At 61.6% G+C, this 14,055-nt stretch carries 10 protein-coding genes; 6 read left to right on the forward strand and 4 right to left on the reverse strand.

The window, feature by feature from the left end:
• Positions 1-405: 405 nt before the first annotated feature.
• The 5 genes from ACR9YP_RS18090 (at position 406) to ACR9YP_RS18110 (ending at position 7,738) form a co-directional block, all read left to right on the forward strand.
• Positions 406-2,436 carry a TIGR04372 family glycosyltransferase gene (locus ACR9YP_RS18090; RefSeq protein WP_474220649.1) on the forward strand — a complete coding sequence of 677 codons (2,031 nt, stop codon included), beginning with the start codon at positions 406-408 and terminating at the stop codon, positions 2,434-2,436.
• A 3-nt stretch (positions 2,437-2,439) separates the two neighbouring features.
• Positions 2,440-4,455, forward strand: coding sequence for an asparagine synthase (glutamine-hydrolyzing) (gene asnB, locus ACR9YP_RS18095; protein ID WP_474220650.1), 2,016 nt, complete (start codon positions 2,440-2,442; stop codon positions 4,453-4,455).
• 341 nt (positions 4,456-4,796) lie between these two features.
• Positions 4,797-6,080, forward strand: coding sequence for a nucleotide sugar dehydrogenase (locus ACR9YP_RS18100; RefSeq protein ID WP_474220651.1), 1,284 nt, complete (start codon positions 4,797-4,799; stop codon positions 6,078-6,080).
• Positions 6,081-6,094: 14 nt separating this feature from the next.
• A complete protein-coding gene (locus ACR9YP_RS18105; protein ID WP_474220653.1) occupies positions 6,095-7,111 on the forward strand; it encodes an NAD-dependent epimerase in 1,017 nt (338 codons plus the stop codon).
• Between the two features lie 84 nt (positions 7,112-7,195).
• Positions 7,196-7,738, forward strand: coding sequence for a D-glycero-alpha-D-manno-heptose-1,7-bisphosphate 7-phosphatase (locus ACR9YP_RS18110; protein WP_474220654.1), 543 nt, complete (start codon positions 7,196-7,198; stop codon positions 7,736-7,738).
• Between the two features lie 22 nt (positions 7,739-7,760).
• Here the strand turns inward: ACR9YP_RS18110 and ACR9YP_RS18115 are convergent, their stop codons facing one another.
• A complete protein-coding gene (locus ACR9YP_RS18115) occupies positions 7,761-9,110 on the reverse strand; it encodes an IS5 family transposase (protein WP_474220655.1) in 1,350 nt (449 codons plus the stop codon).
• 174 nt (positions 9,111-9,284) lie between these two features.
• A complete protein-coding gene (locus tag ACR9YP_RS18120; protein WP_474220656.1) occupies positions 9,285-10,511 on the reverse strand; it encodes a phenylacetate--CoA ligase family protein in 1,227 nt (408 codons plus the stop codon).
• An 89-nt stretch (positions 10,512-10,600) separates the two neighbouring features.
• On the opposite strand from ACR9YP_RS18120, the gene ACR9YP_RS18125 reads away from it, so the two are divergent.
• Positions 10,601-11,752 (forward strand): AGE family epimerase/isomerase, encoded by a 1,152-nt coding sequence (locus ACR9YP_RS18125; protein ID WP_474220657.1) that lies wholly within the window; start codon positions 10,601-10,603, stop codon positions 11,750-11,752.
• A 12-nt stretch (positions 11,753-11,764) separates the two neighbouring features.
• Here the strand turns inward: ACR9YP_RS18125 and ACR9YP_RS18130 are convergent, their stop codons facing one another.
• Both ACR9YP_RS18130 and ACR9YP_RS18135 read right to left on the reverse strand, forming a co-directional pair.
• A complete protein-coding gene (locus ACR9YP_RS18130) occupies positions 11,765-12,610 on the reverse strand; it encodes an ABC transporter ATP-binding protein (protein WP_474220658.1) in 846 nt (281 codons plus the stop codon).
• A 145-nt stretch (positions 12,611-12,755) separates the two neighbouring features.
• Entirely contained in the window at positions 12,756-14,039 is a 1,284-nt protein-coding gene (locus ACR9YP_RS18135) for an ABC transporter substrate-binding protein (RefSeq protein WP_438106908.1), read from the reverse strand.
• Positions 14,040-14,055 lie beyond the last annotated feature (16 nt).

The following is a 14,055-nucleotide window of genomic DNA, read 5'->3' on the forward strand; positions in this document are numbered from 1 at the left end:
ACAAGGCCCGGTCCGGTTCAGCTAGGCTAGCCGCGCGCCACCATGAGTTCAACTATCTATCGAACCTCAAGCCCTAGCATATTGGACGTGAAGAATCGGTTGCCCATCGGCCAATGATCGTTGTGGCTTTGTCGTACCGTCAACAAGATGGAGCCACGACATTCTGTCTGATGACAAACCGAGTGGCCTAGTACTTGTACTTGCTCGCTTCGGATTTCTCGTGGTAGAGCCTAGCACCTCAGCGGTCCAGCGGGTGTTCAGTTGGTCTTTGGGGGCTGTTGGTCGCATCGGATTGGAACTCTGCGTTACCGGCGCCGGAATAGAGACGAGTTTTGCTGATCTCTATCGGGATCTGAGGGCGTTTCCTCACGGGGTCTGTTAGGGGCCTGAAACGAAAACGGCCAGATGAAGTCAGGAACGACAACCAAGCCGGAGTTACCCTGGTTGCAGCGGCGGCGACTTATCCATCTGTGCTTCATCTTTACCGGCGCAGCTCTCAATCTCTTACCTCGACGGCTGGCTTTTCTCCTGCTCGTGGTTTGTGAACGGATGCGAATTCCAGGTAGGCGACGTCTGGCCGTTGCCTACCAGCCTCACGCGGTCGCTTTTTTGGCAAACCATCCTTCCTGGAGATTCGGTGGGAGATTGACGGGCTGGTTTTCTGAGTCGTCGATCCAGGTTCTGTTTGGGATCGGCGCTTATCAAGAGGCTGCCGCTGGGACTCTTGATGATTTGGCGCTCCGTTCGGCCGAGGTGGCGATCCCGATGGCTCGTGCACAATTTGAGTTGGGACATCTCAAGGAGGCACGCGAACTGGTTTTAGCGTGCCTTTCGCGTGTGAATCTGAAAGAGACGCCGGATGTCTTCTTTTTTAAAAGCGTGCTCGATATCATTGATGGGGATGAGACGGCGGCGCTCGCAAGCATATCCATGGCTTGCCGTGGTGACTTGCGTTTCTTTCGGCCGCATCAGAATCTCGCGGCGCGGCCCACCCCAGACTATGTTCCGAACTATCTGGACGTGCTAGGCGGAGCACCCGCGAGGCTGTACGATCTCTGCAATTTCGCAGGCCAGCGGACCACCCATGTCGGCCGTGGCGACATCGGTGTTCGCCTCTACGCACGCGCGCTTGCAGCGCAGGCGCAGTTGCGTAGCTCGCCGCCCCCGGCCTTGTCGGCGGAGCTTGCACAGCTGCTTGGCGACCTCGAAATCCCGTTTAGCGAGTTGCGCATCATTCCGGAAGAATGGACGACCCAGATCGGCCATCTCGGCATGCTCGATATTCTCTTTCGGATGCGCGAGCTCGGTTGGTGGTCAGGAAGGCCGCTTGTAGTGATCCGTCCCGGGCAGATCGCCAACCAGGCGTTCTTCCGCCTGTTCAAACGCTTTGGCAAGGTTCTGGTGATTGGCAATGACCTCTCCGACCTGCTCGCCGAGGAGCTTTTGTCGCTGCAGCGTTGGTGCGGCATGAATTTCAATGCCTTCCGATTGCCGAACGGCGAGGTCGTGGCATGGCAGGAGGCGGGCGCACTTGCCATTGCGCAGTGGGAGCGCGAGGACCGGGGCCATCCGCTGCGTGATGAGTACGATCGCGTCTATGGTTCGTCGGCGGGAGCCACCGGGGAGATGCAGCGCTTCCGCGATAACTTCGGGATGAAGCCCGACGATTGGTATGTCTGCCTGCATACGCGCGATGCTTCTCACTATTTCGAGCTTGCCGGTACCGGTCAGACGCATCGAAATTCGCCGATCGAGTCGTATTTTGATGCCATTCGCTCCATCACCGACCGGGGTGGTTGGGTGATCAAGCTTGGCGGGCCGAATTCGCCGAAGCTTCCCGCTCTCGAACGTGCCATCGATTACGCGCAGAGCGATTTCAGGTCTGAGTTGATGGATATCAGCCTGATCCGGAATGCCAAGGCGTTCATCGGCACGACCTCGGGGCTGACGAACGTGGCCATCAGCTTCGGCATTCCCAGCGCAATCGTGAACTGTATTACGACGGATGCCCAACTCTGGAACAGCAATGTGCGTTTCGCATTGAAACCGGTGCGGCTCGCTGACGGAAGGATGCTGACGCAGTCCCGGCTGACGTCGCCCCCCTGGCGCTGGCGTGTCTTTGACGCCGCAGTCCTCAGTCGCAGTGGCGCACATCCGGATGTCAATACATCCGACGAGATCGTCGCCACCTTCGAAGAGGTGGATGCCTTGGCGAGTAGACGGTCGGCGGAGTTCGAGCGCGAATTCGACACCAGGATCCTTTTATCGCGCTGGACTCGGCAGCTTTCGCTGCCGCATTTTTACGGCACCAGCAGACCCAGCCTCCATTATCTCAAGAAGTATGAATCCGAGTTCCTGGCAGATCCGGATGGTCTGATCAGCCGAGAAGCAGTCGACCAAGGCGATAACGCGCGGCCGCGCGTAATCAATGGTTAGCGCATGTGCGGCATAGTGGGCTTGTTCCGGCCGGGCGGAGCTGACGATGGCCGGCTATCCGGTCTTACCAAACGCATGTCGGAGGTGCTGTCGCATCGCGGACCCGATGGGAGTGGCATTTGGACCCATCCTGCCGCGGGTATTGGCTTCGGCCACCGGCGTCTGGCCATCATAGAGCTATCGGAGGCCGGCGCGCAGCCGATGCGCAGCGATTGTGGACGGCTTGCGATCACTTACAACGGCGAGATCTACAACCACCTCGACATTCGCGCCGAGCTCGAGGCCCAAGGCGCGGCGCCGAACTGGCGCGGGCATTCGGACACCGAAACGCTTATCTACGCCATCCGGCAGTGGGGCGTGGCCGCGGCGCTTGAACGCGTCGTCGGCATGTTCGTCTTTGCGCTGTGGGACGAAGAGGCGCGGACGCTGACGCTCGCCCGCGACCGCTTCGGCGAGAAGCCGCTCTACTACGGATGGAGCGGCGGCGATCTCGTGTTCGGCTCCGAGCTGAAGGCGCTCGCCGTGCATCCAGCATGGTCAGGATCGCTAGACCGCGCTGCGCTGACCTCGTTCATGCGTTATTCTTATGTGCCGGCGCCATTCTCGATTTGGAGTGGCATCAACAAGCTGCCGCCGGCATGCTTCGCAACCTTTGAGGCCGGTACCGCGCCGGGCACCATGCCAGAGCCTGCGGCCTATTGGTCCATGCGCGAGCAGGCCGTCGCCGCGCAGACGAGGCGTATCACTGATGAGCGCGAGGCGACCTCCGAATTGCAACGGCTGCTGTCGATCGCGATCAAGCGCCAATGCCTTTCCGATGTGCCGCTCGGTGCTTTCCTGTCGGGCGGAATCGATTCTTCAACCGTCGTGGCTCTGATGCAGGCGCAGGCGAGTCAGCCGATCCGCACTTTCTCCATCGGCTTTCGTGAGAGCGCCTTTGATGAGGCCGAGGACGCGAGCAAAGTCGCGGCCCATCTCGGCACCGCGCATACCGAGCTCTACGTCGAGCCCAAGACGGCGATGGACGTCATTCCGCTGCTTCCGCGGATGTTTGACGAGCCGTTTGCGGATTCCTCGCAAATTCCGACCCATCTTGTCGCGTCGCTGGCGCGTCAGCATGTCACCGTGGCCTTGTCGGGCGACGGCGGCGATGAGCTGTTCGGAGGCTATAACCGCCACGTCTGGGGCGGGGGACTCGAGGGGCGTCTTGCTGGAATGCCGGCGCCGCTGAGGCAGGCGATGAGTGCGATTCTGGGTGCGATCTCGCCGGAGCCGGCGGATACCATCATGCGCTTGCTGCAGCCCTTGCTGCCGGCGCGCTTCAACATCCGCCGCGCTGGCAATCAGGTGGCAAAGCTTGCCCGCATACTGGGCGCAGCTTCGGGAGACGAGCTCTATCGGCTGCTTTGCTCGATCGATGACGATCCGTCGCAAGCGATCCTGCAGGGCGAGGAGAGGGCAGGCTGGTCGAATGAGCAGATGGCGAAGCTTTCGAGGCCGCTCGATCCGCTCGACCGGATGACGCTTGCCGATTCTTTGAGTTACCTGACCGACGACATCCTTCAAAAGGTCGATCGCGCTGCGATGGCGGTTGCGCTCGAGACCCGGGTGCCATTTCTCGATAAGGATGTCGTGGAATTTGCCGCAAGGATTCCGCCGGCGATGAAGGTACGCGGCGGCCGCGGCAAATGGCTAGTCAGGCAGGTGCTCTATCGCCACGTACCGCAAAGCCTAATCGACCGGCCGAAAACCGGCTTTTCCGTGCCGCTCGACGTCTGGTTGCGCGGGCCGCTGAAATCGTGGATGCTAGATCTTTTGTCGCCTGCAAGGCTGCAGCTGCAATATCTCTTCAACGTCAAGCTCGTCGAACAGAAAGTGCGCGAGCACATGGGCGGCACCCGCAACCACGGCGACTGGCTCTGGAACGTCCTGATGGTTCAGGCCTGGCATGATCTCTGGTGCGCGGGACGTCAGAACGTGCCTTCTGGCGCGATGACGCGATCGGTCAGGACTGAATAGGACGCCTGTGCAGGTGGGTTCGATTTGCGAAAGCCAAAGCGTGTCACCCCCCGATCGGTGGCGGTATTAAAGAAGCTGCCAATCGTGTTGTAGCGGAACGTTCAGATGGCAGGGCGCATCGAAATGATCGGAGAATCTCGCGCCAGAGCAGCATAGGGATGGAGTTCTGGAAAGATTTGCCTTCAGAAACGTGCGTGCGATCCACAGGAGTCTTGATCTGGATCTGGCTTACCCCTGACCGATAGGCAGCCGCATCCACCCCTTGCGGTATCCATCATCAGCTGGCTAAACAGTTGTCAGAGTGACGTCAACGGCGTCTCGAAAGTCTGGAATGGACATTTATGTCGCACGGCCGGAAGATTGCCGTCATTGGGCTCGGTTATGTGGGCTTGCCTGTCGCCGCGGCGTTCGCGCGTGGCGGCAGCCCAGTCATAGGCTTTGACATCGATGCGGGGCGCGTTAGGGAACTGCAGGCGGGTGAGGATCGCACCCGCGAGGTCGATGTTTCTGATCTGAGGCTTACGACGCTGAGTTTTACCAGCGACAGGGCAAGCCTTGAGCCTGCCGATTTCTTTATCGTGACGGTTCCGACCCCGATCGATAATGCGAACAGGCCCGATTTGAGCGCTATGTTCGAGGCTTCGCGCTTGGTCGGCGCCGCGCTTAAGAAGGGCGATATTGTGGTCTATGAATCGACGGTCTATCCTGGCGCCGTCGAAGAGGACTGCGTGCCGATCCTGGAGCGCGCCTCCGGCCTGAAGGCGAGTGCGGATTTCGATGTCGGCTATTCGCCCGAACGCATCAATCCCGGCGACAAGAGCCATCGCTTCGAGACCATTACCAAGGTCGTCTCCGCACAGAATGCGAAGACGCTCGAGATTGTCGCGAATGTCTATGGCTCGGTGGTGACCGCCGGCATTCATCGCGCGCCCTCGATCAAGGTCGCGGAGGCGGCCAAGGTAATCGAGAACACCCAGCGGGACCTCAACATCGCCTTCATGAACGAGCTATCGCTGATTTTCCAGGCACTCGGGATTGACACCGGCGATGTGCTGGCAGCAGCCGCCACCAAGTGGAACTTTCTTCCCTTTCAACCCGGGCTCGTCGGCGGTCACTGCATCGGCGTCGATCCCTACTACCTGACCTATCGTGCCGAAAAAGCGGGCTATCATCCCGAGGTCATTCTCGCCGGCCGCCGGATCAATGACGAAATGGGACAGCAGATTGCACGCGAATGCATTCGCGGCCTGCTGCGGCTGAAGGGAAGAGGCGGCGTGGTGACCATCCTGGGCGTTACATTCAAGGAGAACGTACCCGACATCCGCAATTCCCGCGTTATCGACGTTATGCGGGAGCTGCAATCCTTCGGCGTCAAAGTGCAGATAGCGGATCCTCTCGCGAATCCGCGGGCGGTCAAGGAGGAATATGGCCTTGCTCTCTCCGACATAAAAACTCTCGAGCCGGCCGATGCTCTTATCCTGGCGGTTGCACATGACGCTTATGTGGAGGGCGGCTGGGAATTGGTGCAGCAACTACTGCGCGAGGGGACGGGACTCGTTTTCGACGTGAAGATGCAGCTCGATCGCAACTCGAAACCATCGGAGGTTCAGCTGTGGCGGCTTTAAGCACCGCAACAAGCATGTCGAAACAAGCGGTCCTGGTCACCGGAGCGGCCGGGTTCATCGGGTTTCATGTGACGCGACGGCTGCTCGCGCACGGCCGCCAGGTTATCGGCGTCGACAACGTGAATCACTACTACGATCCCGTGCTGAAGGAGGCAAGGCTCGCGCTACTTGCGCGCGAACCCAGATTCAGCTTCGTCAAGCTCGATCTCGCCGATCGCGTGGCAACGGAAAAGCTGTTCGCGCAAGGTGGCTTTGCCGAGGTTGTTCATCTCGCCGCGCAAGCGGGCGTCCGATATTCGCTGCAGCATCCCCACGCCTATGTCGATGCCAACCTGCAGGGCTTTCTCAACGTGCTGGAGGGCTGCCGATATAATGGCTGCAAGCATCTCTTGTTTGCGTCCTCATCGTCCGTCTACGGTGCCAACACCAAATTGCCGTTCTCGGTGCACGACAATGTCGATCATCCTGTGAGCCTTTATGCTGCATCGAAGAAGGCGAACGAACTGATGGCGCATTCCTACAGCCATCTCTATGGGCTACCGGCTACTGGCTTGCGTTTCTTCACTGTCTATGGGCCGTGGGGTCGGCCTGATATGGCGATGTTCATCTTCGCCAAGGCCATCCTGGCGGGCGAACCCATCAAGCTGTTCAACCACGGCAAGATGCGACGCGATTTCACGTATATCGATGATGTTGTCGAAGCCATCGTTCGCCTGGTCAGCCGCCCTCCGAGGGGAGAGCCTGCATGGGACGGCAGTAAGCCGGATCCGGCCTCTAGCAAGGCGCCGTGGAAGGTTCATAACATTGGCAACAATCATCCCCACGAGCTGACGTACGTGATCGCGCTGCTTGAGAAGGAATTCGGAAAAACAGCCCTGAAGGAGATGTTGCCGATGCAGTCCGGGGACGTAGAGGCAACCTATGCCGACGTCGCAGCCCTGGAGCGCGAGATCGATTTCCGCCCCGCAACCCAGATCGAAGATGGTGTTGCTCAGTTTGCTAAGTGGTATCGCGAGTTTCACAACCTATAAGGCTCGGTTATGGATAAGCCGAGTGTTTCGCTCGCAGTTCTAGGGAATTCGAACTAGGTGGGAGGCACTGAGTAGGTAGCCGTGTTGAAAGAGAATGTCCGTCGTCCAGCCATTTTTTTTGATCGTGATGGTGTGCTCAACCACGATGAAGGCTATGTCTTCAAAATCGAGAAGTTTAGATGGATCGAGGGAGCCAAAGAGGCGGTGAAGGCCGTCAATGATGCAGGTCTTCTCGCATTTGTTGTTACAAACCAGTCTGGGATCGCAAGGGGCTACTATGAGGAGAACGATGTTCAGATACTGCACCGATGGATGAGCGACGATCTGGCAACCATTGGCGCCCATATCGATGCGTTCGAGTACTGTCCGTTCCACCCGGACGGGATCATAGAGCGGTACAGATCTGCGAGCGACAGAAGAAAGCCAGCCCCGGGAATGATCAACGATCTGTTGAGGCGCTTTTCTGTGGATGCTGTCAATAGCCTGCTAATTGGCGACAAGTTGAGCGACATCCAAGCCGCTGAAGCAGCAGGTCTAAAAAGTATCTTATTCTCGGGAGGAAGCTTGAAAACAGTCGTAGACGCCTGGCTCGCCAACGACGGTTCTCCGCGACTCAGTTCTCGTTAGTCGTCCGTGAAGAACCTGAACTTCAGTTCGGAACGAGCTGAAGTCGGAGGATGAGCTGGACGAGGATTTGGCGCAACAAGAGCTGCAGCCAGCGGAGGAGGCGCCGGAAGTTGTAGCCGGCGGCGGAGAGGACGGCATTGGTGGCATCTCCTTCGCGGTGCCAAAGATAGTTCCGGCCCATCCGATGTTCGGATTTGAGATGGCCGATGACCGGCTCGACGGCGGAGCGGCGGCGCAGCTCGCGTTTGATCTGCGGGATTACCCGCCGCTTTTGGCCTGACGTGAACACCCTGAACTTGTATTCGGGCGCGGCATTGTGGCCGCGGTAGCCCTTGTCAGCGAGGATGCGCTCGATGGTGTTGCCGACGAGTGCCTCCATGTCCGGGATCACGGTCTTGAGCGTATGGCTATCATAGGGGTTGCCGGGCAGCGCCTTCACATGGGCGACGAACTGGCCGCCTTTGGCGTGCGCCAGCGTGGTGGCAACGGAGACCTTGACCCCGAACTCGTACGGCCGGTGCGCCTTGCCCTTGCCGATGCACTCCACCTCCGGCGCGTGCAGCGAATAGACCTTTGGGCCACGTTGGTGCTGCTTCTGGTCAAGCACCCGTCGCGCCAGTATCAGCATACGGTCGAGAGCGATCTGATGGAGCAAGTCGACATTGCCTTCGAGCTTGCGACCAATGTCGCGGATGACGCGTCCGAGATAGGTTCTAAGCGTCCTCAAGGCTCGATTGGCGCGCTTGAACTGCTTGGCGTGGGCATAGCGCTGGTGCTTGATCAGCGCGAACTTGCCGATCCGCCCATAGGATTGACGCAGCTTGATGCCGGCTCCCTTTGCGAGCCGCACCAGGATCTCGCGGGCGCGGTTCAGAAGCCGCGCGTCGGTCGGGAACATCACGTTCTTGGGCTGCACCGTGGTGTCGACGATGACGCGATTGAGGTCACTTGGCTTGATCGCCTTGGTCTTGGTGGCAACCGAGAGGCTCTCCTGCAGCAGCGCCTGCAGCTTCTCCTCGCCCATGCGCTGGCGCCAGCGCGTCAGCGAGGAGCGGTCGAACACCAGGCGGTGCTGGAAGAACTCCTCGCCGCAGAAGAACTGGTAATAGGGGTTCTCCACCCAGCGCTCGCACAGCACTTCGTCGGACAGGTCGTAGGTGTGCTTGAGGATGGCCAATCCCGCCATCAGCCGCGTCGGCAGCGGCGGCCGGCCCGGCTTGTCCTCGTAGACCGCGCCGAACCGTTCCGCGAGGAACGACCAGTCGATCGTCCGCGAAAGCTTCACCAGCGCATGGTTCATGTCGATGATCGCGTCCAGCCGTGAGCGCAGGAGATCGGCCTGTCCGCTGTCCCGTCGTTCCTTCGGTCGCATCGTCCCCTCCGATGCGACCCACGGAATCACGACCCGCGATTCGAGGAAATCGCAAAGAATGAAATTGCAGGCTTTCCGGCCTTCAAACCCAAAAAGCTGGCAATCTCAAACCTCGCTCCGTTCCCAAAATCGACTCCCGCCCAATGGCTTGGCAGGTTCTTCACGGCCGACTCGTTAAGTGCGCTCGTCGGCAATAACCTTGCCATCATTGGGCAATGATCCAAGAGGCAGGAGTTCGACCTTGCCTGCGAGCTTCGTCACAGTGCGCAAGGTGCTAGCGATCTCTTCGCGTAGCTCGTCGCTCGTTTCAGGACTTTCCACTTTCAGTGTCATCGCATCTGTCTCACCTTCGCGCGTGACGACAAGGCGCAGGCGGCCGAGCGCGGGGTGGCGCCTGCCGATGTCGGCGATCTGCTCAGGGCGGACGAACATGCCTTTGACCTTGGTGGTCTGATCGGCGCGACCCATCCAGCCCTTGATGCGCATGTTGGTGCGTCCGCACGGGCTGATGCCCGGCAGTGTCGCGGTGAGGTCGCCGAGCGCGAGCCGGATCCAGGGATGGTGCGGGTCGAGCGAGGTGACGACGATCTCGCCGACATCGCCCGGCGCAACCGGGTCCCCGGTGCCGGGCTTGACGATCTCCATGATCAGGTCCTCGTTCACGACCATGCCCTCACGGGCCTCGGTCTCGAAGGCGATCAGGCCGAGATCGGCGGTGCCGAACGCCTGGTAGGCGTCGATGCCGCGCGCCTTGATCTCGGCCTGGAGCGAGGGCGGAAACGCCGCGCCCGAGACCAGGGCGCGCTTGATCGAGGAGACGTCACGGCCGGCGCTTGCTGCGGCATCGAGCAGGATCTTCAGGAAATCCGGCGTGCCGCTGTAGCCGACCGGCCGGTAAGCCTCGATCAGCTCGAACTGCTGTTCGGTATTGCCGGGACCCGCCGGGATCACGGCGCAACCGAGCGCGCGTGCCGATGCATCGAAGATGAAGCCGCCCGGGGTAAGGTGGTAGCTGAAGGTGTTGAGCACGATGTCATCGGGGCGGAACCCAGCTGCGAACAGCGCCCGTGCGCCGCGCCAGGGGTCGGCCTGGCGTCCCTCCGGCTCGAAAATGGGCCCAGGGGAGGTGAAGAGGCGGGCGAACGACCCCGGCGCGGCCGCCACGAAGCCGCCGAAGGGCGTGGAGGCCTTGTGCAGGGCCGGCAATTCCGACTTGCGCAGCACCGGCAGGCCCGCCAGTGCCTCTCTCGACCGCACTGAGGCGGGGTCGAGGCCCCTCAGCCGCTCGGCATAGGCTGGAGCGGCCATCGCGCCGCGCAGGACCTCCGGCAGCCGGGAAAACAGCTCGGCCTCGCGCGCGCCCTGGTCGCGCGTCTCGAGGGCGTCGTAATGGGCGGTCATGGCTGATCTTTCCGGGTTGGCATGGTCCGTTGCACGCCGCCGCCGGCATCGGTATCAGACGGCCATTGGCGAGGCTTGAAGGGGACCCGATGGCGGACGAAGGAATTATTGCGGCGAACGAGGCGGCGGACGTCGTCGGGCGCCTGAAACGCCGCATGATCGAGGAGGCGCTGCCGCTGTGGTCGACCGTCGGCTGGGATCACGCCACGGGCGGTTTCATCGACCGGCTGCACCGTGACGGCACGGCTGACGTGGCCGCGCCGCGGCGCGTGTTCGTGCAGGCGCGCCAAATCTACTGCTACGCCAAGGCCGCGCAGATGGGCTGGTACCCCGAGGGGGGCGCCATCGCGCTGAAGGGGTTGGAGCATCTGCTGGCCAGAGCGAAGGCGCCCGACGGCCGGCCCGGCTATGTGCACCGGCTGACGCCGGAGGGGGCGGTGCTGGATGCGCGGCGCGATGCGTACGATCACGCCTTCATCCTGTTTGCGCTCGCGACGGTCTACGCGCTCGACCAGGATGCGCAGGTCCGCGCCGAGATGGACGCGCTGCTCGCCTTCCTCGACGGCCATCTGCGCTCGCCGCATGGTGGCGTTCACGAAGCCCTTCCGGTCTCGCTGCCGCGCCGACAGAACCCGCACATGCATCTGTTCGAGGCGATGGTCGCGTGCTTTGAGACGACCCACGATCTGTCGTTCCAGAATCGCGCCGGCGAATTCTTTGCGCTGTTCCTCGCCAATCTCTATGACAAGCGGAAGTGCGTGCTCGGCGAGTATTTCGAGGAGGACTGGTCGAAGATCGAGCCGATCAGCGTCGAGCCGGGTCACCAGGCGGAATGGGTCTGGCTTCTGAAGGGTTTCGAGCGCATCACGGGATGCCCGACAGGGCAGCGGCGCGCCGAACTGCTGACGACCTCGCTGCGCTACCGCGACGAGGCCACGGGCTGCCTGATCGACGAGGGCGATGACGCCGGCAACATCCGCCGCAGCACGCGTCGGCTGTGGCCGCAGACTGAGATCGCGAAGGCGTGGATCGCGCAAGCCGAGTCCGGCGAGGCGGGCGCGGCGGATGAGGCGCGCGCAGCGCTGGTGAGGCTCGAACGGCATTATCTCAGCCATCCCGTGAAGGGCGGCTGGTACGATCAGTTCGACCGCGACGGCAAATCGCTGATCGACACCATTCCTGCGTCGTCGTTCTATCATGTTCTCTGCGCAGTCACGGAAGCGGAACAGGTGCTCGGCTAGGCTCGTTGCGGATCACAGCCAGCGCTTGCGCCGCTTGAAGCTCTTCAGGTTCTTGAAGCTCTTGCGCTGGTCTCCGGCGCCGCCGAGGTAGAATTCCTTGACGTCCTCGTTGTCGCGCAATTCGTCCGCGGTGCCGTCGAGCACGACCTTGCCCTGCTCCATGATGTAACCGTGGCTCGCCACCGAGAGTGCGGCGCGCGCGTTCTGCTCGACCAGCAGGATGGTGACGCCGAGGTCACGGTTGATCTTCTGGATGATCGAGAACACTTCCTTCACCAGCAGTGGCGACAGCCCCATCGACGGCTCGTCCATCAAGATCATCTTCGGACGCGCCATCAGTGCGCGGCCGATCGCAAGCATCTGCTGCTCGCCGCCGGAGAGATAACCGGCAAGGCCGGTGCGTTCCTTCAGGCGCGGGAAGTAGTTGAAGACCATGTCGAGGTCGGCATCGACCTCGCGGTCCCTGCGGGTGAAGGCGCCGAGCCTGAGGTTCTCCAGCGAGGTCATGTCGGCGACGATGCGCCGGCCCTCCATCACCTGGAAGATGCCGCGGCGCACGATCTTGTCGGGATCGATGCCGTTGATGCGGTCGCCCTCGAACAGGATCTCGCCACGCGTGACCTCGCCGTCCTCGGTCTTGAGCAGCCCCGAGATCGCCTTCAGCGTCGTCGATTTGCCGGCGCCGTTGGCGCCTAACAGCGCCACGATCGCGCCCTTGGGCACATCGAGGCTGAGCCCGCGCAGCACCAGGATGACGTCGTCATAGACGACTTCGATGTTGCGCACGCTAAGGAGGGGCGGGGCGGGCACGACACTTGGATTCGGAGTCGCGCGAACAGCTTCAGCGGTCTGGGTCATGCTTCATAACTCTCCACTGCCGTCGCCCGGCTTGACCGGGCGACCCAGTATTCCAGAGACGCCGAAGTTTCACGGATATGCTGCGGCGTACTGGATCCCCCGCCTTCGCGGGGGATGACGATGGTGCGTGAGGCGAGCCGCCGGCTCACCACCCCAGCAATTCCGGCTTGCGCGGTAGTTCGACGGTCTTGACCTTCTCGAGCTTGATCGTGCCCTTGGCCATGAGGTCGTTGAGGTCGCCGTCGGTCGCACCTGAGACCTTGGTGCGATAGAGATCGACCTTCAGCGTGCCGCGGTGATCCTTGTCGGTCCAGGTCGAGGGATTGCAGACGCCGTCCATCCCGGCCGGCACCCAGTCCTTCTTCTGGTAGAAGCCCTTGGCGACGTTCTCCCCGGTGGCGCCGCCGTTCTTGGCGGCCCAATCGAGCGCCTCTTTCATGTACAGCGCCGAGCAGACGGCCGCGACGTAGTGCACGGGGCGATAGACCTTGCCGGTGGGATCGGACATCTTGGAGATCTCCATCAGGGTCTTCATGCCGGGCGCATCGCCGCCCCAGCTCACAGCGGTGCGCAGCGGGAAGATCACGCCGTTCGCAGCATCGCCCGCGGTCTTGGCGGCGTTCTCGTCCATGCCCCAGACATTGCCGAGGAACTGGACCTCGACGCCCGCGGTCTTGCAGGCCTTCATCACCGAGATGTTGGAGGCCGCGGTGTTGCCGAGATAGGCGTAGTTGGCACCCGAAGATTTCAGGCTAAGGCACTGCGCGCTGTAGTCACCCGGCGAGAGCGCGAACACCAGCGGAGGCAGCACCTCGAAGCCGAGCTCCTGTGCCATGGCTTCGCCGGCGGCCTTCGGCGCGTTTGGATAGGGATGGTTGGCGCCCATGTGCACGAATTTCGGCTTGCCGGACTTGCCCTTGGCCTTCCAGTCCTCGGCCGCCCACATCAGCATCGCGCGCAGCGAGTCCGAATAGCTCGGGCCGTAGAAGAAATTGTAGGGAGCGGGCTTGGCCTTGCCGCTGACGCCTTCGGGATCGGTCAGCGCGGCGGCATAGGAGCCGGACATGTCGGGAATCTTGTCCTGTGCGAGGAAGCCGGTCAGTGCCTCGGTGTCCGCGGTGCCCCAACCCATGATCGCAGCGACTTTCGAGTCCGGCGCCGACCACTTCTTGTAGAGCGCGATCGCCCGCGGCACCTGGTAGCCATAGTCGTTGGTGTCGACGTTGAGCTGCTTGCCACCGACGCCGCCGTTCTTGTTGACCCAGGCGAAGGTGTCGGCGACCGCCTGTCCATAGGGCGTGCCGACATCGGAGGTGCCGCCGGAATAATCGGCGAGATGTCCGAGCGCGATCTGCGCCTGCGCGCTTGCCGAGAATGCGGCGATCGCAAGCGCGAGCGATGCGGTGCTCAAAAGGGACTTCATCGTCATGGGTCGGTTCCTCCTG

This window comes from Bradyrhizobium sp. BR14999, assembly GCF_056106085.1.

Coding starts and splice junctions, on each gene's coding strand:
- ACR9YP_RS18125 (WP_474220657.1), top strand. CDS start 10,601: ATGGCGGACGAAGGAATTATTGCGGCGAACGAGGCGGCGGACGTCGTC.
- ACR9YP_RS18105 (WP_474220653.1), top strand. CDS start 6,095: ATGTCGAAACAAGCGGTCCTGGTCACCGGAGCGGCCGGGTTCATCGGG.
- ACR9YP_RS18090 (WP_474220649.1), top strand. CDS start 406: ATGAAGTCAGGAACGACAACCAAGCCGGAGTTACCCTGGTTGCAGCGG.
- ACR9YP_RS18120 (WP_474220656.1), bottom strand. CDS start 10,511: ATGACCGCCCATTACGACGCCCTCGAGACGCGCGACCAGGGCGCGCGC.
- ACR9YP_RS18100 (WP_474220651.1), top strand. CDS start 4,797: ATGTCGCACGGCCGGAAGATTGCCGTCATTGGGCTCGGTTATGTGGGC.
- ACR9YP_RS18115 (WP_474220655.1), bottom strand. CDS start 9,110: ATGCGACCGAAGGAACGACGGGACAGCGGACAGGCCGATCTCCTGCGC.
- asnB (WP_474220650.1), top strand. CDS start 2,440: ATGTGCGGCATAGTGGGCTTGTTCCGGCCGGGCGGAGCTGACGATGGC.
- ACR9YP_RS18130 (WP_474220658.1), bottom strand. CDS start 12,610: ATGACCCAGACCGCTGAAGCTGTTCGCGCGACTCCGAATCCAAGTGTC.
- ACR9YP_RS18135 (WP_438106908.1), bottom strand. CDS start 14,039: ATGACGATGAAGTCCCTTTTGAGCACCGCATCGCTCGCGCTTGCGATC.